Here is a 21660-nt window from a genome sequence, read left to right as displayed (position 1 = left end):
GCGGGCCGGCGGTTCGGTGCGGGGGTTCAGTGCGGGGGTTCGGTGCGGGACGGCCTGGCGGGCCCGGCCCGCCGCGGCCGGCGGACCGTCACCCCGCTCCCGGAACGCGCTCCTTCACCAGCATGTACAGCGCCACGGACACCGCCATCACACCGGCCGCCGTGAACACGCCCGGCGCCCAGCTCCCGGTGGCGTCGCGCAGGACTCCGCTGACCACCGGACTGGCCACCGCTCCGGCCTCCGCGACGAGGTTGAACAGCCCGAACAGCGCACCGCGGTTCTCCGCGCCGGCCAGGTCGCCCAGGAGGCTGTGGACGATGGGCTGGAGCGCGTTGAAGAACAGGCCGGAGAAGAACAGGATCAGACCGAGCAGCAGGAGGGAGGGGCTGCCGTCCAGCAGGCTGAGCCCGAAGGCGGTCGCGAGGACCGTGTGCACGACCGCGCAGGTGACGGCGAGCGGCTTGCGGCCCTTGCCCGCGCGTACGCGGCGGTCGGCGATCCAGCCGCCCACGGGGAAGCCGATGATGCCGGCGCCGGCGTTGAAGGCGGCCGTCAGGGCCGCCGCGCCCAGGCTGCTGTGGGCGCTCTCCTTGACGATCTGGACCGACCAGAAGGAGAAGAACCACAGGTTCCACATGACCGCGACGAACGCGACGCAGACCAGCCACACATTGCGGTTGAGCAGCGCCGCGGACCGTCCTTCGCGCACGATGCCGCGTACGACGACCGCGAGCATTCCCGCGAACAGGACCCCGGAGCCCACCGCGGTCAGCCAGTCGGGCCAGCCGAAGGCGTCGGCGCACAGGAAGAGCACCACGATGACCGCGGCCGTGGGCAGGGAGTAGCCGATCAGCCGCACCGTGGGCGGCCCGAGCCGCAGCGGGCGGTCCCCGCGGCCCCGGAAGAACGCCCAGGTGGCGGCGGCGATCAGCAGCGAGACGACGCCGAAGACGTACAGCGGCATGCTCCAGGCCCGGCCGCCCAGGCCGAGCGAGCCGCCCCAGTCGATCAGGTGCGGGGTGGCGAGGACGCCGACGGTCAGTCCGATCGACAGCCCGGACAGGACGATGCCGAGCCCCGCCGTACGCCGGGCCGGCGGGGTGTGGGCGATCACCAGGACCCGGTCGTTGGAGTAGAAGACCCCCTCCCCCAGGCCGGTGAGGACCCGGGCCACGACGAAGGCGACGAGACCGCCCGCGAGCCCGGACACCAAGGTCATCAGCCCGGCCCACAGCAGGGACACCACCAGCATCTCGCGGTGGCCGTAGCGGTCGCCGAGGCGGCCGCCCGCGTACTGGGTCAGCATGTAGCCGGTGAAGAACATGGAGCCGATCAGGCCGCCCAGTGTGGCGGGATGCGCGGCGTCCCCGATGAAGCCGGCCCTGCTGTCGATCATCCAGGAGACGACCGGCCCGGTGACCGTGCGGTCGGCGTAGCTGATCAGCCATCCGGCGAGCAGGAAGGCCCACAGGTGGGTGTGGCGCCCGGAGAAGACCGGACGGGTGCCGCCCGGCAAGGACGCGGACCCGGACCCGGGCCCGGCGACCCCGGGGGCTGCGGCTGCTTCCTTCATACGTCCCCCTCGACGTGAAGGCTCCCGGCGGGACCGGGCGCTGTGCGGACGACCTGGGGAAAGTCCCGTAGAAAGCGCTTGCCAAGATGGCAGCGGCATTCGGCCAAGTCAACCGTTGACTTTCCGCCGCTCAGGCCCTATGGCATGAGCGACCGGCGAACCCCCGGGGACGGGCGAACCCCCCGGGGGGACGGGCGGAAGCCCGTGGGACTCACGAAGTCCTCGTCGCCGCACGGTTCGCGGCGCGCTCCCCCGCCAGTACGCTCCTGTCGGCGGCGCCGCCCGGGCCGCCGCCCGCCCGCGCGCCGGCTCCGGCACACCCGGAAGCCGGCCCGCCGCACCGCCCCCGCGAAGGCCGCATCACACTCTCGTCCGGAGGACCGTGTGACACGCACTCACCGCTCGCTCGCCCGCCGCGTCCTGACCGCCGCCGCGCTCACCGCCACGCTCACGCTGGGTGCCGCCTGGCCCGGGGCCGCCGCGCCACGGCAGGCGGCCCCCTCCGTGCCGCTGCGGGTGGCCACGTACAACATCCACGCCGGGGCGGGCGAGGACGGCGTCTTCGACCTCGGCCGCACCGCGCGGGCGATCCGGGACCTGCACGCGGATGTGATCGGCCTTCAGGAGGTCGACGTGCACTGGGGCGCCCGGAGCGGATACGCCGACGAAGCGCGTGACCTCGCCCGGCGGCTGCACATGCGGGTGTTCTTCGCGCCGATCTACGACCTGCCCGCCGAGCCGCCGCGGACGCGGCGGCGGCAGTTCGGTGTCGCGGTGCTGAGCCGCTACCCGGTGGTGAGCGCGGAGAACCACGAGATCACCCGGCTGTCCACCCAGTCGACCGACCCGGTGCCGCAACCCGCGCCGGGCTTCGCCGAGGTCGCGGTACGGGCCCGGGGCGCCGTGGTGCACGTGTACACGACCCATCTGGACTACCGCGCCGATCCGTCGGTGCGCCGCGCCCAGGTCGACGACATGCTGGCCGTGCTGGACGCGGAGCGCGGACCGAAGGTCCTCGTCGGCGACTTCAACGCCGAACCCGGCGCGCCCGAGCTGGCGAGGCTGTGGGGGCCGCTGGCCGACGCCGCGCCCGACGGCGGCGGGACCTATCCGGCGGCCGCCCCGGTGCGCCGCATCGATGTCGTGGCGCTCTCCCCCGGGATCGCGGTCACCGGGGTCCGGGAGGCCGTCACGACGGCCTCGGACCACCGGCCCGTCGTCGCCGATCTCACCGTGCGACGACCGCGCTCCTGACCGCCCCGCCCCTGTGTCTCAGGAAGGGGAGCTGGAGTCGAGGTGGGCGAAGACGACCACGTTGGACTCGTAGTCCTGGCTGGTGCGGTTGAAGTTGCCGCCGCAGGTGATCAGGCGCAACTCCGGAGTCGGGGTGTCCGCGTAGACCTCGTCGTCGGGGAACTTCGCCTTGCTGAAGGTGTCCACGGCGTCGACCTCGAAGTGTGCGACGATGCCGTCCTCGCGGGTGATGTCCACGCTGTCGCCGGTGCTGAGCGACTCCAGCCCGGCGAAGACGGCGGGCCCCGTCGTGGTGTCGACGTGGCCGGCCACGATCGACGCTCCGCGCTCGCCGGGTGAGGCTCCGTCCTGGAACCACCCGACGAGGTTGGTGTCGTCGGCCGGCGGCGGGCTCAGGTGTCCGGTCGTGTCCAGGGACAGTTTGGTGAACGGCGCGTCCACGGAGATCTCCGGGATGGAGATCCGTTCGGGGGCCGATCGGGGCAGCGCTCCGTCGTCGGCCTCGGCGGACGTGGACGGCGCGGGCTGCACGGGCCGCGCGGTACCGGTCGCGCGGGGGGCCGCCGCCGTGGGGCGGCCGGCCTGCCGGGGGCTGGTCACCGGGGCGGTGCCCAGGGATTGGTGGATGAGCACCAGTCCGAGGCCGACCGCAGCCGCGGGCCACAGCAGGCGCAGCCGGCCGCGGCGAGGTGCGTTCCCGGTCCCGGACCGTTCCGTCTGCGGCGGACGCTGGAAAGCCATGGACGGTGCCTTTCGTCAAGAGGTGGTGCGGGCCCCGCTCGGCGGGGTGGGCGCCGCCGCCGCGGCCCGCGCGTTCCTCCCGGGGAGGGACGCTGGGCCGCGGCAGCGCACCGACGGGGGACTGGGGCCGGTTCAGGCCACGGACGTGCCCGACACCTTGCGGCGTCGCAGCATGTAGGCACCCGCTCCGACGCCGCCGAGCACGAGAGCGGCTCCCACCCCCAGGGTGTCCTTGGACTGGGCCAGACCGCCGCCACCGGCGTGGACACCACCGTGCGGCTTGTCCCCACCGCGGTCACCGCCACGGTCGCCACCGCGGTCACCGCCACGGTCACCACCGCGGTCCTCGCCGCCACGGTCCCCACCGCGGTCACCCCCACGGTCCCCACCGCGGTCGCCACCGCGGTCCTCGCCACCGCGGTCGCCCTTCGACGAGCGGTCACCGTTGTCACCACGGTCGCCGGAGTCGCCGTTGTCGCCCATGCTCGCCAGGGCCAGCGCACCGCCACCGGCGTGGACACCACCGTGCGGCTTGTTCCCACCGCGGTCGCCGCCACGGTCGCCGCCACGGTCGCCACCGCGGTCACCGCCGCGGTCCTCGCCGCCACGGTCCCCACCGCGGTCACCCCCGCGGTCACCCCCACGGTCCTCGCCACCACGGTCGCCCTTCGACGAGCGGTCACCGTCGCTGCCCTGGCCGTCGGAGTCGTCTCCCGTGAGCGTGCCCTGGACGACGGTGGCCTGCGCAGGGGCGAGCGCGTGCATGCTCACGGCACCGGCGCCGGGAGCGGAGAAGGCAGCGGCGGAGGCGATCGCCGCTGTTACGAACAGAGTGCGGGAAATACGCATGGTGATCCTTCCGTCACGACTGCGAGAGCCGGCACGATGCCCGCTCTTCGGGATCGCAGGTGCGACGTGATCACTGTCAGCGGGATACGCGGTACGCACCATCGGAGCGCTGCATTCGGACTAGTGACGCCCCTTCGGCACACCCGTGAGAGGGAACGCACGGCGCGCCGAGGTGAGACCGGATCACCTGACGGTCTCCCACCACGGCGGCCGGCGGGTCACGGTTTGCGGGCCAGACCCCCGTGCTCGCCGATCGGCTGCGGAGCGGGATCGGAGGGTTCGGGCCGCCAGAAAGTGACCGGGACGACCCCGGGATCCACGAGCTCCAGGCCGTCGAAGTACGCCGTGATCTGCTCGACGGTGCGCAGGATGTACGGGGCGGCACCGCTCTCGTTGTAGGAGTCCTGGGCCTGTTCGAAGACCGGGTCGATGCCCCGCGATCCGTCGTTGACGGACAGGTAGCTACCGGAGGGCAGGGCGTCCATCAGCCGGGTGACGAGGGAGCACGCCTGCTCGTGGTCGGGGACGTGTCCCAGGATGTTGCTGAGGATCAGGGCGGTGGGGCGGGTGAGGTCGAGGGTCTGGGCCGCGGCCTCCAGGATGCGCTCCGTGTCCAGCACGTCGGCGTCGATGTAGGCGGTCGCCCCCTCCGCCGTGGAGTACAGGAGGGCACGGGCGTGCGCCAGGATCATCGGGTCGTTGTCGACGTAGACGATCCGTGCCTCGGGGGCGATCCGCTGGGCGACCTCGTGGGTGTTGTCGGCCGTGGGCAGGCCGGTGCCCACGTCGAGGAACTGCCGGATGCCCGCCTCGGCGACCAGGTGGGTGATGTTGCGGCGCAGGAACGCGCGGCTGCTGCGGGCGATGGTGACGATGCCGGGGAAGACGGCGGTGTAGGCGTCGCCGGCCTCCTCGTCGACGGGGTAGTTGTCCTTGCCACCCAGCCAGTAGTTCCAGATCCGGGCCGAGTGCGGCACCGAGGTGTCGATCCTCGGATGCGCCGCCGGCCCGGGGGTGTTCGCGGGGTGGGTCATGGATACCGTCCGTCCCTGTCCGGTCGAGCATGGAGTGTCCGCTGCACAAGATACGTGCCAACCTCTGTGCGAAGCACACCAGTTCACCGGCGCGTCGGCACCGCTCCGCCGGCCCCTCCGCCGGCTGCTCCGCCGCTCCCCCCGCCGGTCGCTCCTTCCGTTGCCCGGCGGCCCGCAGGGAGAGGACGGCGGCCGCTGCGCAGGGGTGCCGCGTACCCTTCTCGGGTGTCAGCCTCCCGTCTGCGCCGCGTCGCCGTCCTGGTGCTCGACGGCGCGAAACCGCTCGACGTCGGGATCCCCGCCCAGGTGTTCACGACGCGCGCGAGCATGCCGTACGAGGTACGTGTGTGCGGCGCGGCCCCCGGCCTGGTGACCGGTGGTGACGGGCTGTCGTACCACGTCGCCCACGGGCTGGAGGCGCTCGCGTGGGCCGACGTCGTCTTCCTCCCCGGCCACCGGTTCCCGGACCGCGACGACCCGCCCGCGGCGGTCGTCGACGCGCTCGTCGCCGCCCACGGCCGGGGCACGCGGCTGGCCGCCATCTCCACGGGTGCCTTCACGCTCGCCGCCACGGGCCTGCTCGACGGCAGGCGGGCCACCACCCACTGGCACTACACGCGGGCGCTCGCGGCGAAGCACCCGCTCGTCCGGGTCGACGAGAACGTGCTGTTCGTCGACGAGGACAGTGTCCTCACGTCGGCCGGAGCCGCCTCCGGCATCGATCTGTGCCTGCACATGCTGCGCGGCGACCTCGGGGTGGCCGCGTCGAACCACGCGGCCCGGCGGCTGGTCGCGGCGCCCTACCGCAGCGGCGGCCAGGCGCAGTACGTGCCGCGCAGCGTGCCCGAGCCGCTCGGTGAGCGGTTCGCCGCCACCCGCGAGTGGGCGCTGTACCGGCTGGGCGAGCCACTCACCCTCGGCGCGCTCGCCCGGCACGCGGCGGTGTCGCCCCGCACGTTCTCCCGCCGCTTCGCCGAGGACACGGGGTACACGCCGATGCAGTGGGTCATGCGCGCCCGTGTCGACCTGGCCCGGGAGCTGCTGGAGCGGTCCGGGCTGAGTGTCGAGCAGATCGCCGCCGACGTGGGTCTCGGCACCGGCGCGAACCTGCGGCTGCACTTCCAGCGGGTCCTCGGCACCACACCGAGCGAGTACCGGCGCACCTTCGCCCGGGGCGAGTGACGAAGGGGCGGGCACACCTCCGCCCGGGTGACGACCGTCCGCGTGCGGACCGGCTGACCGGCTGACCCGGCACACCGGCTCACTGGCTCACCGGCACACCGGCACACTGGCTCACTGGCTCACTGGCTCACTGGCTCACTGGCACGATCCTTGCGAACCGTGGCGCTCGCGCCGCTGTCCCGGCCGGGCGCCACTGGCGAACCTGGTGGCGAACGGAAGGAACGCCACTCATGACTCGCATCGCCGTCAACGGATTCGGCCGCATCGGACGCAACGTGCTGCGCGCGCTGCTCGAACGCGACAGCGCCCTGGAGGTCGTCGCCGTCAACGACCTCACCGAACCCGCCACGCTCGCACGCCTGCTCGCCTACGACACGACGGCCGGCCGGCTCGGCCGCCCGGTGTCGGTGGACGGGGACACCCTCGTCGTCGACGGCCGCCGCATCAAGGTGCTCGCCGAGCGGGAACCGGCTCGGCTGCCGTGGGCGGAGCTGGGCGTCGACGTCGCGCTGGAGGCGACCGGCCGGTTCACCTCGGCCGCGGCGGCCCGCGCCCACCTCGACGCCGGAGCGCGCAGGGTGCTCGTCAGCGCGCCGTCGGACGGCGCCGACGTCACGCTCGCCTTCGGCGTGAACACCGGCGCGTACGACCCGCAGGCGCACACGATCGTCTCGAATGCCTCCTGCACGACCAACGCGCTGGCGCCGCTGGCGTCCGTGCTCGACGAACTCGCCGGTGTCGAGCACGGTTTCATGACGACGGTGCACGCCTACACGCAGGAGCAGAACCTCCAGGACGGCCCGCACCGAGACCCCCGCCGGGCCCGCGCCGCCGCCGTCAACATCGTGCCGACCACGACGGGCGCGGCGAAGGCGATCGGGCTGGTGCTGCCGAACCTCGACGGGAAGCTGTCGGGCGACTCGATCCGCGTGCCGGTCCCGGTGGGCTCGATCGTCGAGCTGAACACGACCGTCGCCCGCGACGTGAGCCGTGACGAGGTGCTGGCGGCGTACCGGGCCGCCGCGCAGGGACCGCTCGCCGGGATCCTGGAGTACTCCGAGGACCCGCTCGTGTCGTCCGACATCACCGGCAACCCGGCCTCGGCGGTGTTCGACTCCGCCCTCACCCGCGTCGACGGACGGCACGTCAAGGTCGTCGCCTGGTACGACAACGAGTGGGGCTTCTCCAACCGGGTGATCGACACGCTGGAACTGCTCGGCGGCCGCTGAGCGCGGGCAGGCGCACCGGCAACGGCCCGGCCCCGCAGCGCGCGGGACCGGGCCGTGAGCCATGCCCGCCCTCCGTCGGGGGCGGGGCGCGGGTGCCGGGCTCAGAGGTTGATCATGTGCCCCGCGATGCCCTCGACGGCCTCCTTCATCGCCTCCGACAGCGTCGGGTGGGCGAAGACGTTGCGGGCGACCTCGTCGGCGGTCAGGTCCCACATCTGGGCGAGCGTCAGCGCGGGCAGCAGTTCGGTCACTTCGGGGCCGATCATGTGGGCGCCCACGATCTCGTTGTGCCGGGCGTCCGCCACGATCTTGACGAAGCCGACGCCCTCGCCCATGCCGCGGGCCTTGCCGTTGGCGGAGAAGGGGAACTGCGCGACCTTGACGTCGTAGCCCAGTTCCCTGGCCTGCGCCTCCGAGTAGCCGAACGAGGCGATCTGGGGCTGGCAGAAGGTCGCCCGCGGGATCATCGCGAAGTCGATCTCCTGCGTCTCGGCCCCGGCGATCGTCTCGGCGGCCACCACGCCCATGGCCTCGGCGGTGTGGGCGAGCATGAGCTTGCCGGTCACGTCGCCGATGGCGTAGACGCCCTGCACGTTGGTGCGTCCGCGGGCGTCGACCGCGATCGCGCCGCGCTCGGTGAGCTGGACGCCGGTCGCCTCGAGCCCGTAGCCCTCGACCCTGGGCGCGAAGCCGAACGCGGCGAGCATCCGGTCGGCCTCCAGCACGCGTGCTTCGCCGCCGGCGGCGGGGCTGACGGTGACGCGGACGCCCGAGCCGGTGTCCTCGACGGAGTCGACCTTCGTGGAGAGCAGGACGTCGACGCCCAGCTTGCGGTAGTGCTTCAGCAGTTCCTTGGAGACGTCGGCGTCCTCGGTGGGCACCATGCGGTCGAGGAACTCCACGATGGTCACCTCGACGCCGAAGTTCCGCAGCACATAGGCGAACTCGACGCCGATCGCGCCGGAGCCGCCGATGATGACGGAGCGCGGCAGATCCTCGTCCAGGATCTGCTCCTCGTAGGTGACGACGTTGGCGCTGCGGCTCATGCCGGGCAACATCCTGACCTGCGCGCCGGTGGCGATGACGAGGTTGTCGCAGCTGTACGACGCCGTGGCGCCGTCGGCGCCCCTGACGTCCACCGACTTCGGGCCGGTGAGGGTGCCCCACCCGTCGATCTCGGTGATCTTGTTCTTCTTCATCAGGTAGTGCACGCCCTTGGCGCTGGCCTCGGCCACGGAGCGGCTGCGCCGGTGGGTGACGCCGAAGTCCATGGTGGCGTCACCGCTGATGCCGAAGGTCTTCTTCTCCTGGGTGAGGATGTGGGCGATCTCGGCGTTCCGGAGCAGGGCCTTGGACGGGATGCAGCCCACGTTCAGGCAGACACCGCCCCAGTACTTCTCTTCGACGACCGCCACTGACTTGCCGAGCTGGGCTGCGCGAATGGCGGCGACGTATCCGCCGGGGCCTGCGCCGAGGACGAGGACATCAAAGTGCGTCATGCCGTCAGCGTAGTACCCCCGGTAGGGGCGCCTGATCTTACGCCGGGCGTCCGCCCCGGCCGGTGCCCGGCGCGGGGCGTCGCCGAGGGCGAGGGCCACCTGAGAGGCCGCCAGGGGCCCGCCTCACAGGGCGTGTTCCGGCAGGAGCGTCGCGCGGACACCGCCGGCTCCGAAGGCGTAGGTCCGCCACGAGGTGAGGAACGCGCCGAAGCCGTCGTCGAGGAGCTGCGCGGACGTCTTCATCGGACCGGCCGTCAGGGCAAGGCGGATCGCCCAGGGCGCGAGCCGCCTTGGGAGGACACGGCAATACGGCAGCCGCTCCACCAAATTGGGCAATTGCGATGGCATCGGCCATTTCCGCTACAAGGCAGATCCAGCGCCTTTGATTTGCCTTTTCTTTACATGGGGACAAGGTTTCCCGGCACCGCGGGACGGTGATGATCGCAGCAGCGCGCGACACGTCGGAAACGATGACCTCGGAGGCCGCAGGGTGACGTCGGGAAGCCTGGACCGGGTCGCGGAAGGCTCACCACGAGCAGACCGCACGGTTCGCCCCTTCGACCCCGAATCGGTGCTCGCGCCCTTGGTGCGGGAGCGGAACGCTGCCGGCCAGGAGTGGCGGATCGCCCGCGACGCCCTGTGGTGCCGGGTGTCGCCCGCCGACGGGGACCTGCCGGACCAGGGCTGGAAACTCCATGTATCCGCCACTCCGCTGTCCGCCGCGGAAATTCTGGAGAAAGTCGCCGTGGTCCTTCTGCGGCATGGTCTCGATTTCAAGGTGGCGGCTTCCGGGGAGCGCGTGCGGGAATTGGTTTCGCGGCAATACGACCGGGCTTCCGCGGGGAAATTCATCACCGTCTATCCGTATAGTGCTGAGCGTCTTCCCACCGTGGCGGCCGAGCTGCACACCGCGACGGCGGGGCTGCCGGGTCCCAGGATCCTGTCGGACCGCCCCTTTCGTCCGGGCAGCCTGGTGCACTACCGGTACGGAGGGTTCCGGCCGGTGCCGGTCCTCGGTGACAACGGTGTCTACCGGCCCACCCTGGTGAACGCCGAGGGCAGGCGCGTCCCCGACGTCCGGGACCCCTGGTACACGCCGCCCGCCGGGGTGGCCGACCCCTTCGAGGCGGCCCGCACGGCCGCCGGGCAGACGGCTGCCGCCCCCTCCGCGCAGGCGCGGCGGTCCCCCGGGCCCGTCGTCATCGGGGACCGCTTCGTGGTGCGCGCCGCCCTGCGGCTCAGCACCAAGGGCGGTGTCTTCCGGGCGACGGACCGGCACACGGACGCTCCGGTCGTCGTCAAGCAGGGCAGGGCGCACATCGACGCCACCGCGCTGGGCACCGACGTACGCGATCTGCTGCGCAACGAAGGAGAGATGCTCGACCGGCTCGCGCCGCTCGGCCTCACCCCCGCGAAGATCGCCTTCCTCACCGAGGACGACCACGTGTTCCTCGTGCAGGAGCAGCTGGACGGCGTCCCGCTCAGACTGTGGAACCTGCGGGCGCGGACGCGGGGCGGCGCTCCGTCGTCGCGGACGGTGCTGGACATGGCCCGGCAGCTGACGGACGTGCTCGTCCGCGTCCACGCGCAAGGCGTCGTCCTGCGTGACCTCTCCCCTGACAACGTTTTCGTCGCCCGGGGCGGCCGACTGCGCCTCATCGACCTCGAACTGGCCGCGTGCGCCGGTGCACCCGCCCCCGGCGGCGGCACCCTCGGCTACGGCGCACCGGAACAGCTGGCTCCCGGCCCCGGCCGTCGTACCCTGCCCGATCCGTCGGCCGACCTGTACTCGCTGGGTGCCGTGCTCTTCCTCCTGGCGACGGGGACGGAGCCGCTGCTGGCCGCCGATCTGCCGCCCGGGCGGGCGGCCCTGCGCCGCCTGGAGGGCCGCCTCGCCGCGCTGGCACCGCACAGCCCGGCCGTGCGCCGCCTCACGCCCCTCGTCCTCGGCCTGCTGCACGACGACCCGCGCCACCGCTGGCCCCTGGAGCGCGCGCGGGCCTTCCTCGCCGGCGACCGCGCCGGCCGCCGCGGGGGCGCCCCCGGGCCCGTACGCGCCCCGCACGGCCCGGCCGCCGTCCCCGGCGCGGACGCGGAGCGCCTGCTCCGCGACGGCCTGCGCCACCTCCTGGACACGCTGCGCCCCGACGACCCCGAGCGGCTGTGGCCCGCCGACGGTTTCGCCGCCACCACCGACCCCTGCAACGTGTACTACGGATCGGCCGGCACGCTCGGGGTACTCACCCGGGCGGCGCGGACGCGGCCCGGGGACGGGCGGCTGCGCGAGGCGGTACGCACCGTGGCCACCTGGACGCTCGAGCGTGCCGAGCGCGAACCGAGAGTGCTGCCCGGCCTGCACTTCGGCCGGTCCGGCACCGCCTGGGCCCTGCTGGACGCCGGGCTGCTGCTCGCGGATCCCGCGCTCGTGGCCGCCGCCCGGGAGATGGCACTGCGGGTCCCGGTCACCGGTCCCGTCCCGGACGTCGTCCACGGGACGGCCGGGGCCGGCCTGACCCAGGCGTACTTCCTCGCACACACCGGCGACGAACGCTTCCGGGACCGCATCGCGCGCTGCGCCGAGGGGATCCTCGCGGCAGCTGGGACGGACGAGCGGGCGCGTCCGCGCTGGACGGTGCCCTCCGAGGACGGGCCCGCGGCCCGGCCCGTGGTCCACCACGGGTTCGCGCACGGCGCGGCGGGCATCGGCACGTTCCTCGTCGAGGCTGCCCGGGCCACCTCGGACGCCCGGTGCCTGGCCACCGCGGTACGGGCCGGGGAGGCGTTGGCCGAGGCCGCCGTCGAGGACGGGGACGCGCTGCGCTGGACCGCGGGGCCCGACGACACCGTGCCCCTGACCAACTGGTGCAGCGGATCGTCCGGCGTCGGCACGTTCCTGCTGCGGCTGTGGCAGGTCACCGGCGACCCCGCTCACCTGCGGACGGCGCGCGGCGCGGCCAATGCCGTGCACGCCGACCGCTGGCTGCTGCCGCCCGCCGACTGCCACGGCGTGGCGGGCAACGGGCACCTGCTGCTGGACCTCGCGCACGCCACGGGCGAGAGCAGTCACCACCGGCGCGCGCACGACGCCGTCGAGGCGGTCCTGAGCCGCACGGCGCTGCGCCACGGACTCCTCCTGCCCGCCGACGACACCCTGCGCGAGGTGAGCACCGGTCACCACACCGGGCTCGGCGGGGTCGTCGGCTTCCTGCTGCGGCTGCTGCACGGCGGCCCGCGCCCCTGGCTGCCGGACACCCGTCCGGCGGCCCCGTCGACCGCGGTGCGCGCGCCACAGCGCGGGCCGTGTGACGTCCCGCTCCCGACCGGGGAGTCCGGGACCCTCACGAAAGGAGATCGGACATGACCGACGACCTCGACGAGCTGCAGCGCATGACCCCGGAGATCGCCGCGGAGGAGGACACCCCGTGCATCCCCCGGGCCGCGGCCCAGGTGCCCACCTTCACGACGGTCTGCTGAGCGGCCCCCGAGGGCTGCACTGACCTGGCGGCCCGTAGCGGCCACGGCCGGACGCTGTGGGTGGCGTCCGGCCACGGCCGGCACGGGCCGCTGTGGCGTCCGCGGGTGGTGAAGGCCGGCGAGACGGCCGGCCACGGCGGGGCGGGCGGCGCCGGCCAGTACGCCGGTCGTCGGCCCCGTACGCCGGGCCCCGGGCCTGGAACGGCCGCACACCGTTCGCCGGGCCCGCACGCCGCCGGGCCCCCCGGCCCGGAGCGGCCCCACCCCGCCCCCGAGCCCGCACGCCCGGGGGCGGCCTCACACGCCGGGAGCGGCCCGCACGGTGATGCCGTTGCGCTCCAGCAGTGCCGCCGTGACGCCGTCCCCGGGCACCGCACTCCCGGTGAACGTGCCGTCGTACACCGTGCCCCGTCCGCACGACGGGCTGCGCGGCATCAGGAGCGCCTGCGTGCAGCCGCCGCGCCGGGCGGCCGCGAGCGCGCGCCGGGCCCCGGCCACGAACTGCTCCGTCACGTCCCGCCCGGTGTCCTCCACCACCCGCGCGGTGCCGTCGAGCACGTCGTGCCCGTCGCCGCCCACCAGCTCCGCCGGCCGGCGCGGTGTGGTGAGGCCGCCCGCGACCTCGGGGCAGAAGGGGACGACGGCCCGGCCGGCCACCGCCTCCTGGGACGCGGGCGACGCCTTGTGCCGCCCGTCGAACCGGCAGGGCACCCCGCGCAGACACGCACTGACCAGGATCGTTTCCATGGCCGTCACCCTAGCGACCGCGGTGACCACCGGGCGGGCGAGTGCTCAGACGACGATGACCCGGCGCCCGCGCGCGTGCCCGGCCCGGCTGTCGCGGTGGGCGACGGCGGCCTCGGCGAGCGTGTACGTCTTCTCGACCGGGATGTGGAGCCGGCCCCGCGCGATGAGGTCGACGGTCTCGGCGAGCGCGTCCGGCATGCTGCCGGCCACACCGGAGAACCGGACACCGAGGTCCGGCGCGCCGAGGTCGGCGATGGAGACCACCTTCCGCGGGTCCCCGGTCAGCTCCACGAGTTCACGGATGACGCCCGAGCCGGCCAGGTCGAGCGCCGCGTCGACGCGGCCGAGCCGCCGCACCCGCTCGACCCAGCCGTCACCGTAGGTCGTGGCGAGCGCGCCGAGGTCGCGCAGGTAGTCCTGGTTGGCGGCGCCGGCCGTGCCGATCACCGTGATGCCGCGGTCACGGGCGATCTGCAGCACGGCCGACCCCACTCCCCCGGACGCGCCACTGACCAGCAGCGTCTGCCCGGGCCGCACACCGACCTGGCCGATGATGCGCAGCGCGGTCTCCACCACCGAGGGGTAACCGGCCGCCTCCTCGAACGTCAGGCCCTCGGGCACCGGGGCCCAGGCCCACAGCACGGCGGACTCGGCGTAGGTGCTCGACCCTTCGCCGAACACGCGGTCGCCGACCCCGACGCCTTCCACGCCCTCGCCGACCTCCTCGACCACGCCTGCGGCATCCTGCCCGACCCCGGAGGGCAACGAGACCGGATGGGCGCCGAGGATCTGGCCTTCCCGGAGCCGCCAGTCGACGGGGTTCACGCCCGCCGCCCGTACGGCGATGCGTATCCGGCCGGGGCCCGGACGGGGCTCCTCGGCGTCGATGAGGTGCAGGACTTCGGGGCCGCCGAACTCGGCGAAGCTCACTTTCTTCATGCGACCGACCGTAGCACTAACCGTTAGGTTTTCAAAACGGTTAGCGTTTTGCAGCTGGTAGCATCAGCCCATGACCGTGCCGACCGGACGCCGTGAGCGCAAGAAGGCCGCGACGCGCCAGAAGATCGCGGACACCGCCCTGCGGCTCTTCCTGGAACGCGGGTACGACGCGGTGGGCATCCGTGACGTGGCCGCCGAGGCCGACGTGGCCGTCACCACGCTGTTCTCCCACTTCGCCTCGAAAGAGGCCCTGGTGTTCGAGCAGGACGCCGGCTTCGAGCAACGCCTCACCCAGGCGGTCACCGGCCGGGCGGCGGACGAACCGCTCGTCCCCGCGCTGCGCCGCGAGGTCCTGGCCCTGGTGCGGCACTGCACGGCGGACGGTGCCGCCCCCATCTGGCGCATGATCGACTCCTCACCCTCCCTGCGGGAGTACGAGGAGTCGATGAGGCTGCGCCACGCGGACTCGCTGGGCAGGGCCGTCGCCGCCGATCTCGGCCTGCCCGAGGACGCGACGGCCTGCCGGACGATCGCACGGTTCGCGATCGACGCCTACGCCCTGGCCCGTGAGGCGGCCGACCCGGAGGCCGCGGTGGACGAGATCTTCCGGATGATCGAGGCGGCCTGGGAGGCCGGCCGCCCTTCGTGACGCGCCGCCGCCCGTGCTCAGCCCGACGGCGAGCCCGCCGCCCTCGCCGAACCGACCGGGCACACCCGGTTCCGTGGAATAGTGGAAGGTGGGAGCCGGGCCCCCGGTCCCTGGCGAACGATCGCGGTCGGACCCCCGGCTCCGCGGCGGCCGCAGGGTGGTGCCTATGTGCGATGACTCCGCTGCGAACGGTGTTCCGGACGGGGAGGGCCCTCCCGCCGCGGACGACCAACGGGGTCTTGAGGAGCTGGGCGTGTGCCTGGCGGGAGCGGTGTCGGCGCTCGGCGCGTACGGCGGCGGTGTGTACCTGCTCGATCCGGCCGGGGACGCCCTCGTGCTCGCCGTGTACGCCGGCCTGCCACCGCAGTTCGCCGGTCCTTGGCGCCGGATCCGCCTGGACGCCCCGGTCGGTGTGGCCGAAGCTGCGCGCGAACGCAAGCTGGTGTGGGTGGCCGGCGCCCAGGAACTGGCCCGCCGCTACCCGCGCACGGCGCTGATCCTGCCGTACCGGCTGGCGTTCGCCTGTCTGCCCCTCATCGCGGGCCGGCAGGCGCACGGCGCGCTCTTCGTGAACTGGGCCGGCTCGCGCCCGCAACGGCTGGACGCCGGCGAGCGCGACCGGCTGGAGGCCGCGGCCACCGCGCTCGGCCGCGTCCTCGCGCACGCCGTGGGCACCGGGCAGCCCATCCGGCCCGCGGCGGAGCCCCTGGTCCTGCCGGGCACCCCGCCCGCCCCGGGACAGCTCCTGGAAGGCTCGGCGCTGGCCCGCCTGCCGGAGGGGGTGTGCGTGCTCGGCGTCGACGGCCGCGTCGCCCTCGCCACGCAGGCCGCCGCCGCGCTGCTGGACTCCCCCGCGGACGAGCTGACGGGGCAGGAGCTGTGGCGGGCGCTGCCCTGGCTGGACCACCCGGTCTACGAGGAGCGCTACCGCGCGGCGGCGATGAGCCGGCAGCCGACCGCGTTCACGGTGCTGCGCCCCCCGGACCGCTGGCTGTGCTTCCAGTTGTACCCGGACGCCTCCGGCATCACGGTGCGCATCACCGACTCCGCCCCCGAGCCCCAACCGCCCCGTCAGCCCGGCCGGACGCACCCACCGCAGGCACCCGCGCGTCTGGAGGGCGTGTACCACGTGCTGCACTTGGTCGGCGCTCTCGCCAACGCCACGGGGGTACGGGACGTGGTGCGCCTCGTCGCCGACGAGATGCTGCCCGTCTTCGGCGCCGCCCGCGCGGTGCTCCTGACCCTGGAGGGGGACGGCCGGCTGCGGGTGATCGGCGCGCACGGCTACCCGCCCGACGTGCTGGGGAGCATCGACCGCCCCCCTGCGGGCACCGAGACCCCCGGCACCCGGGCCCTGGCGACGGGGGCGCCGCTCTTCCTGGAGAGCCGCCGGGAGATGGCCCGTCTCTACCCGCGGCACGCCGCGCTCGGCCACGACTGCGCCTGGGCGGTCCTGCCGCTGCTCGTCCCCGAACACGACGTCGGCGCGTGTGTCCTGTCCTACGATCGGCCCCGCCGCTTCGTCCCCGAGGAACGGGCCACGCTCACCGCTCTGGCCGGGCTCATCGCCCAGGCGCTGGCGCGGGCGCGCCGCTACGACAACGCCAGCGGCCTCGCCCGCGACCTCCAGGACGCCCTCCTGCCCCGGCGGCTGCCGCGCATCCACGGCCTGGAGGCCGCCGTCCGGTACCTGCCCGCGGCCGAGGGCATGAGCGTGGGCGGTGACTTCTACGACCTGATCCCCCTCGGCCACCACCGGGCCGCCGCCGTCATCGGCGACATCCAGGGACACAACGGGCCCGCCGCCGCGCTCATGGGCCAGATCCGCACCGCGGTCCGCGCCCACGCCTCCAGCGGCGCCGATCCCCGCCGGGTCCTCGGCCTCACCAACCGCCTGCTCACCGCGCTCGACACCGACCTCCTGGCCAGTGCGGTCTACCTCCGTCTCGACCCGCGCCGCCACCGCCTCCTCCTCGCCCGCGCCGGGCACCCCCACCCCCTGCTGCGCCACCCCGACGGCCGGGTCGAGGTGCTGGACCTGCCGGGCGGGCTCCTGCTCGGCATCGACCCGCGGGCCGCCTACCCGCACGTGCGGCTTTGTCTGCCCGAAGGGGCCGTCCTCGCCCTCTACACCGACGGTCTCACCGAACTGCCCGGTACCGATCCCGACCGGGCCCTCACCCGCCTCGTGGACCGTTTCGCCGCCGCCGGACCGCCGGACACCCCGCTCGAGGAGATCGCCGGCACGCTGACGCTGGACCACCCCGCCGGGGCCGACGACACCACCCTCCTCCTGCTCCGGGCCACGCACCGGGCCCTCGGCCCGCAGCCCCGGGCGGCGGAGGACCACCGGCGCGTCGCGCGGGAGCGGCCGGACGCCGCGGTCGACGGCTGAGGGTCCGCCGCGCTCGCCCGGGGACGGGCGGGTGTGCGCCTCACGGTGACCGGTGGCCGCGTCGTGCACCGCGGAGCCTGAGCGGGCCGCGGCCCTTCTTCCGCTCCGGGACCGCTCCCGGAGCGGAAGCTCTATGTTTGACGCCATGTATGCGACACGTCTGTCCGGCCATGTGCGTGCCCCTCGTACGGCGGTGTACGCGGCGCTCGTCGACCCGGAGGCGATCGCGCGCTGGCGGGTACCGGCCGGCATGCGCGGTCACGTGCACGAGTTCGAGGCCCGCGAGGGCGGGCGGTTCCGCGTCTCGCTCACCTACGACACGCCCGCGGGCGACGGGAAGTCGGCGCCGCGCACCGACACCTACCACGGCCGCTTCGCCCGGCTCGTACCGGACGAGCGGGTGGTCGAGGTGCTGGAGTTCGAGACCGCGGACCCGGCGCTGCGCGGCACGATGACGATGACGACCACGCTCACCGACGCGGACGGCGGCACCGACGTCCTGATCGTGCACGAGGGCATCCCCGACGCCGTGCCCGCCCCCGACAACGAGAGGGGCACCCGCATGGCGCTGGCGAACCTCGCCCGGCTCGTCGAGGGGCACCAGCCTCCCGAGCGGGCCCGGCGGTAGCGCGCGGCGGCACGCGTCACCGGATGCCAGGTACCCCCTGCCTCGCACGGGCGGCCACGCACGGGCGGCCTGGTGCGCGCGGCCTGGTGCGCGCCTCTTGTGCGGGCCGCCATACACGGGCTGCCATACGCGGGCTGCCTGGTCCTGCCGCGACCAGGATCACGGGGGCACTGGCCGGGTCGGCGCCCCGGCGGCACGTTGGGGGGTGGAATCCATGCAGGCGTCCACCGCCTCACCCCCCATGTACAGGAGCCGTCATGAGCAAGCTCGCACTGGTCACCGGGGCCACCTCGGGCATCGGCAGGGCATTCGCCCGGCGTCTGGCGGGCGACGGTCACGACGTGATCGCCGTCGGCCGGCGCGCCGACCGCCTGGAGGAACTGGCCGCCGAGTTCCCCGGTGTCCAGGTCCGTCCCGTGGTCGCCGACCTGTCCACCGACGACGGCGTGGACACGGTCGCGGCCCTGTGCGCCGACGAGCCGCTGTCGATGCTCGTCAACAACGCCGGTGTGGCCCACTACATGCCGCTCGCGGACCTGCCCGCCGGCAAGGCGCGCGAACTGGTGCACGTCAAGGTCGTGGCCCCGACGATGCTGACGCGCGCCGCGGTCCCTGGGATGCTCGCCCGTAAGGCGGGCGCGGTCGTGAACGTGGCCGGCATGATCGCGTTCAGCGGTCCCGCCCCGGCCGCCCAGATGCCGCGCCGTGCGGTCTACGCCGGGGCCCTCGCCCACCTGGTCACCATGTCCCAGGTGCTGCACGCCGAGCTGAGCGGCACGGGGGTACGGGTCCAGGTCCTGTGCCCCGGTGTGGTGGCTACGGAGTTCCACGAGCGGCAGGGCATGGATCTCGGCGCCGTGCCCCGGATGTCCGCCGAGGACGTCGTCACCGCGGGCCTGCGCGGTCTGGAACTCGGTGAGGTGGTCTGCGCCCCCGGCGTCGAGGACGGTCGGCTGCTGCGTACGGTGTTCGAAGCCGAACTCGCCGCCTTCGGCGGGCAGAGCCCCCGGCTCGCCGAACGCTACCGGCCCAGCTGAGCCGCGCGTCTCCGGCGGGGCGGACCGGCGGGCGGGGCAGGTCCGCCCTGACGGCCGGACCGGCCGGTGACGACCGCTGTGCGCGAGCCAGGGCGGGGACCGGGGCCGGGGACCGGGGACCGGGGACCGGGGACCGGGGACCGGGGACCGGGGACCGGGGACCGGGAGAGCCTCCTCTCAGCCGGCCGTCGGCAGGCGGACCTCGAAGCGGCAGCCGCCTGGCACGTTGCGGACCGTGGCCCGTCCCCGGTGGGCCTCCACGATGCCGCGGACGATGGCCAGGCCCAGGCCCGCGCCGGCCGGCGGGGTGCGGGCGTCGGTGCCGCGCCAGCCGGTGTCGAAGACGCGGGGCAGGTCCTCCGGCGGGATGCCGCCGCAGCCGTCGGTCACCGACAGGACGACGCTGTCCGCCTCCCGCCGGGCCGCGACGGCCACGGTGCCGTCCGCGGGTGTGCGGCGGATGGCGTTGACGAGCAGGTTGGCCAGGACACGGGACATCTCGCGGCCGTCGACCTCCACCGGCACCGGCTCGACCCCCTCCCCCACCAGCCGTACCCGGTGCTCCCTGGCCAGCGCGTCGGCACCCGCGATGGCGTCGCCGACGAGGTCGTAGACGGAGATGCGGGTCCGGGCCAGGGCGAGGACGCCGGCCTGGATGCGGGAGAGTTCGAAGAGGTCGCCGACCATGCCGCTCATACGCTCGACCTCGGCACGGATACGGGCGTGGTAGACGCGGGGATCGTCGGCCACACCGTCTTCCAGGGCCTCCGCCATCGCCTGCAGACCGGCCAGCGGGGTGCGCAGGTCGTGGGAGATCCAGGCGACCAGTTCCCGGCGCGAGGCCTCCAGCGCGCGCTCCCGCTCCCGGGAGACCGCCAGGCGGGCGCTCGTGGCCGACAACTCGCGGCTGAGTTCGGCCAGTTCGGCCACGGGCGGCTCGGCGGGCGGGGTGAAGCCGCCGTCGTCGCCGAGGGCGCGGGCGGCCTCGGCCAGGGCGCGGCCGCCCTTGACGACGCCCCGGCCGAGGACGAGCGCCACCGCCAGCGAGACGACCGCCGCCATGGCGCACACCACGGTGACGACCCACAGGTCGTGGTCGGACAGCAGCATCGCCGACGACACCAGCAGAGTCCCCGCGAACATCGCCGTCACGGTGACGGCCGCGACCACGGCCAGCGACAGCGCGACCGAGCGGTGGCGCAGCATTCTCAGGACCACCGCGCCCGCCAGTCCCGCCGCCGCCGCGCCGATGGCCGCGTACAGGGCGATCAGCAGCATGTCACCGGCCATCAGGGGCTCCTTCCCCGTCCGCGGCGGGCGCCGCCGGGGGGTCGAAGCGGTAGCCCACGCCCCACACCGTGCTGATCAGCCGGGGGCGGGCCGGGTCGTCCTCGATCTTCTCGCGCAGCCGCCGCACGTGGACGGTGACGGTCGACAGGTCGCCGAACTCCCAGCCCCACACCTGACGCATGAGTTCTTCCCGGCCCGTCGCACGGCCGGGATGGCGCAGGAAGTACTCCAGGAGGTCGAACTCCCTCACGGTGAGGGCGAGTTCGCGTCCGTCGCGGGTGGCGCGCCGTGCGGTGCGGTCCAGTGCGAGTGGGCCGGCGCCCAGCCCGTCCCCGGCCGGTCCGGCGCCCGGCCCGTGCCCGGCCGGTCCGGGGCCCGCCGCCGCTGTCCCCGCGCGGCGCAGGACGGATGCCACGCGCAGGACCAGCTCGCGCGGGCTGAAGGGTTTGGTGACGTAGTCGTCGGCGCCGACCTCCAGGCCGAGGATCCGGTCCTCCTCGTCGCCCCGCGCGGTCAGCATGATCACGGGGAGCGGGCCGTACCGGCGCAGGCGGCGGCAGACCTCCAGCCCGTCCATGCCGGGCAGCATGAGGTCGAGGACCACGAGGTCGGGCGGGTGGGTGACGGCCCGTGCCACGGCGGCGGGGCCGTCGGCGGCCACGTCGACCGCGAAGCCGGCCCGGTCGAGGTACCCGGCGACGACCTCGGACACGGTCGGGTCGTCGTCCACGACGAGTACGCGTCTCACACCAGCGAGTCTCGCACCGGCGGCGCGGTCGGGGAGCAGGCGGGACACGGGCGGGGCAGGACGTCAGCGATCCGTAAGATCACGCCCCCGGAGCTCCCAGGTTTGCTCCGCCACGAGTCCGATCCGCGCGACCACATCCTCGGCCTCGGCCTCGGCCCGGGAGGAGTCGCTGTTGTGGTGCACGGCCACCCGCGAGCCCTCGGCCCCAGGGGCGTGCCGATGCGCCGGCCGCGGTTGCGGGACGCGCCGCCCACGACGGCGACCTCGCCGTCCAGTGTCTTGTCCGGCGCGTCGACCACGAGACTGCTGCCTCCCCGCCTGTACGTCACGCAGAGCACGGCGCCCCGTCCCTGCGGGTACCGCACCGTGGGCCACCGTGCACGCGGACGCCG

At 74.3% G+C, this 21660-nt stretch carries 17 protein-coding genes; 8 read left to right on the top strand and 9 right to left on the bottom strand.

Translation table 11 applies throughout. The features are described from left to right. Positions 1 to 88 precede the first annotated feature (88 nt). Positions 89 to 1573 carry an MFS transporter gene (locus ACFC02_RS24575; protein ID WP_376361176.1) on the bottom strand — a complete coding sequence of 495 codons (1485 nt, stop codon included), beginning with the start codon at positions 1571 to 1573 and terminating at the stop codon, positions 89 to 91. Positions 1574 to 1957: 384 nt separating this feature from the next. On the opposite strand from ACFC02_RS24575, the gene ACFC02_RS24570 reads away from it, so the two are divergent. Continuing rightward, positions 1958 to 2827, top strand: coding sequence for an endonuclease/exonuclease/phosphatase family protein (locus tag ACFC02_RS24570; protein WP_376361173.1), 870 nt, complete (start codon positions 1958 to 1960; stop codon positions 2825 to 2827). 18 nt (positions 2828 to 2845) lie between these two features. Here ACFC02_RS24570 and ACFC02_RS24565 read toward each other — a convergent pair whose 3' ends face one another. The 3 genes from ACFC02_RS24565 to ACFC02_RS24555 all read right to left on the bottom strand — a co-directional run bounded on the left by ACFC02_RS24565 (position 2846) and on the right by ACFC02_RS24555 (position 5451). Next, entirely contained in the window at positions 2846 to 3568 is a 723-nt protein-coding gene (locus ACFC02_RS24565; protein WP_376361170.1) for a class F sortase, read from the bottom strand. A gap of 132 nt (positions 3569 to 3700) precedes the next feature. Beyond that, positions 3701 to 4417 carry a hypothetical protein gene (locus ACFC02_RS24560; RefSeq protein ID WP_376361167.1) on the bottom strand — a complete coding sequence of 239 codons (717 nt, stop codon included), beginning with the start codon at positions 4415 to 4417 and terminating at the stop codon, positions 3701 to 3703. Positions 4418 to 4635: 218 nt separating this feature from the next. Beyond that, on the bottom strand, positions 4636 to 5451 hold the full coding sequence (locus ACFC02_RS24555) for an SAM-dependent methyltransferase (RefSeq protein WP_376361164.1): 816 nt from the start codon (positions 5449 to 5451) through the stop codon (positions 4636 to 4638). Positions 5452 to 5676: 225 nt separating this feature from the next. Here ACFC02_RS24555 and ACFC02_RS24550 point away from each other — a divergent pair, with 225 nt between their 5' ends. Continuing rightward, on the top strand, positions 5677 to 6633 hold the full coding sequence (locus tag ACFC02_RS24550) for a GlxA family transcriptional regulator (protein ID WP_376361161.1): 957 nt from the start codon (positions 5677 to 5679) through the stop codon (positions 6631 to 6633). Positions 6634 to 6863: 230 nt separating this feature from the next. Continuing rightward, a complete protein-coding gene (gap, locus tag ACFC02_RS24545; RefSeq protein WP_376361158.1) occupies positions 6864 to 7862 on the top strand; it encodes a type I glyceraldehyde-3-phosphate dehydrogenase in 999 nt (332 codons plus the stop codon). A 101-nt stretch (positions 7863 to 7963) separates the two neighbouring features. On the opposite strand, the gene lpdA is transcribed toward gap, so the two are convergent. Then, complete coding sequence (lpdA, locus tag ACFC02_RS24540; protein WP_360961171.1) at positions 7964 to 9361, bottom strand: dihydrolipoyl dehydrogenase; 1398 nt, start codon at positions 9359 to 9361, stop codon at positions 7964 to 7966. Positions 9362 to 9851: 490 nt separating this feature from the next. On the opposite strand from lpdA, the gene lanL reads away from it, so the two are divergent. Then, the gene (lanL, locus tag ACFC02_RS24535) at positions 9852 to 12722 is read left to right on the top strand and encodes a class IV lanthionine synthetase LanL (RefSeq protein WP_376361153.1); all 2871 of its coding nucleotides are present in this window, start codon (positions 9852 to 9854) and stop codon (positions 12720 to 12722) included. 410 nt (positions 12723 to 13132) lie between these two features. Here lanL and ACFC02_RS24530 read toward each other — a convergent pair whose 3' ends face one another. Both ACFC02_RS24530 and ACFC02_RS24525 read right to left on the bottom strand, forming a co-directional pair. Further along, entirely contained in the window at positions 13133 to 13582 is a 450-nt protein-coding gene (locus tag ACFC02_RS24530; protein WP_376361150.1) for a DUF523 domain-containing protein, read from the bottom strand. 45 nt (positions 13583 to 13627) lie between these two features. Beyond that, on the bottom strand, positions 13628 to 14521 hold the full coding sequence (locus ACFC02_RS24525) for an NADP-dependent oxidoreductase (RefSeq protein ID WP_376361146.1): 894 nt from the start codon (positions 14519 to 14521) through the stop codon (positions 13628 to 13630). Positions 14522 to 14591: 70 nt separating this feature from the next. Here ACFC02_RS24525 and ACFC02_RS24520 point away from each other — a divergent pair, with 70 nt between their 5' ends. The 4 genes from ACFC02_RS24520 (at position 14592) to ACFC02_RS24505 (ending at position 19230) form a co-directional block, all read left to right on the top strand. Then, positions 14592 to 15170, top strand: a complete 579-nt coding sequence (locus ACFC02_RS24520) for a TetR/AcrR family transcriptional regulator (RefSeq protein ID WP_376361143.1) — start codon at positions 14592 to 14594, stop codon at positions 15168 to 15170. Positions 15171 to 15423: 253 nt separating this feature from the next. Then, positions 15424 to 17565: a SpoIIE family protein phosphatase gene (locus ACFC02_RS24515; RefSeq protein WP_376361140.1), complete on the top strand. Its 2142-nt coding sequence runs from the start codon at positions 15424 to 15426 to the stop codon at positions 17563 to 17565. Between the two features lie 145 nt (positions 17566 to 17710). Then, positions 17711 to 18193, top strand: coding sequence for an SRPBCC domain-containing protein (locus tag ACFC02_RS24510; protein WP_376361137.1), 483 nt, complete (start codon positions 17711 to 17713; stop codon positions 18191 to 18193). A gap of 257 nt (positions 18194 to 18450) precedes the next feature. Beyond that, on the top strand, positions 18451 to 19230 hold the full coding sequence (locus ACFC02_RS24505) for an SDR family NAD(P)-dependent oxidoreductase (protein WP_376361134.1): 780 nt from the start codon (positions 18451 to 18453) through the stop codon (positions 19228 to 19230). A 177-nt stretch (positions 19231 to 19407) separates the two neighbouring features. Here ACFC02_RS24505 and ACFC02_RS24500 read toward each other — a convergent pair whose 3' ends face one another. Together ACFC02_RS24500 and ACFC02_RS24495 are read right to left on the bottom strand one after the other, a co-directional pair. Then, positions 19408 to 20520 (bottom strand): sensor histidine kinase, encoded by a 1113-nt coding sequence (locus tag ACFC02_RS24500; RefSeq protein WP_376361131.1) that lies wholly within the window; start codon positions 20518 to 20520, stop codon positions 19408 to 19410. Beyond that, positions 20510 to 21268 carry a response regulator transcription factor gene (locus tag ACFC02_RS24495; protein ID WP_376361129.1) on the bottom strand — a complete coding sequence of 253 codons (759 nt, stop codon included), beginning with the start codon at positions 21266 to 21268 and terminating at the stop codon, positions 20510 to 20512. Before ACFC02_RS24495 ends, ACFC02_RS24500 begins: the two co-directional genes overlap by 11 nt. Positions 21269 to 21660 lie beyond the last annotated feature (392 nt).

Origin of the sequence: Streptomyces sp. NPDC056160, assembly GCF_042268205.1 — a bacterium.
Classification (GTDB): Bacteria; Actinomycetota; Actinomycetes; order Streptomycetales; family Streptomycetaceae; genus Streptomyces.
Note: the sequence above shows the minus strand (reverse complement) of the source record. Positions and strands in the feature narration are given on the sequence as shown.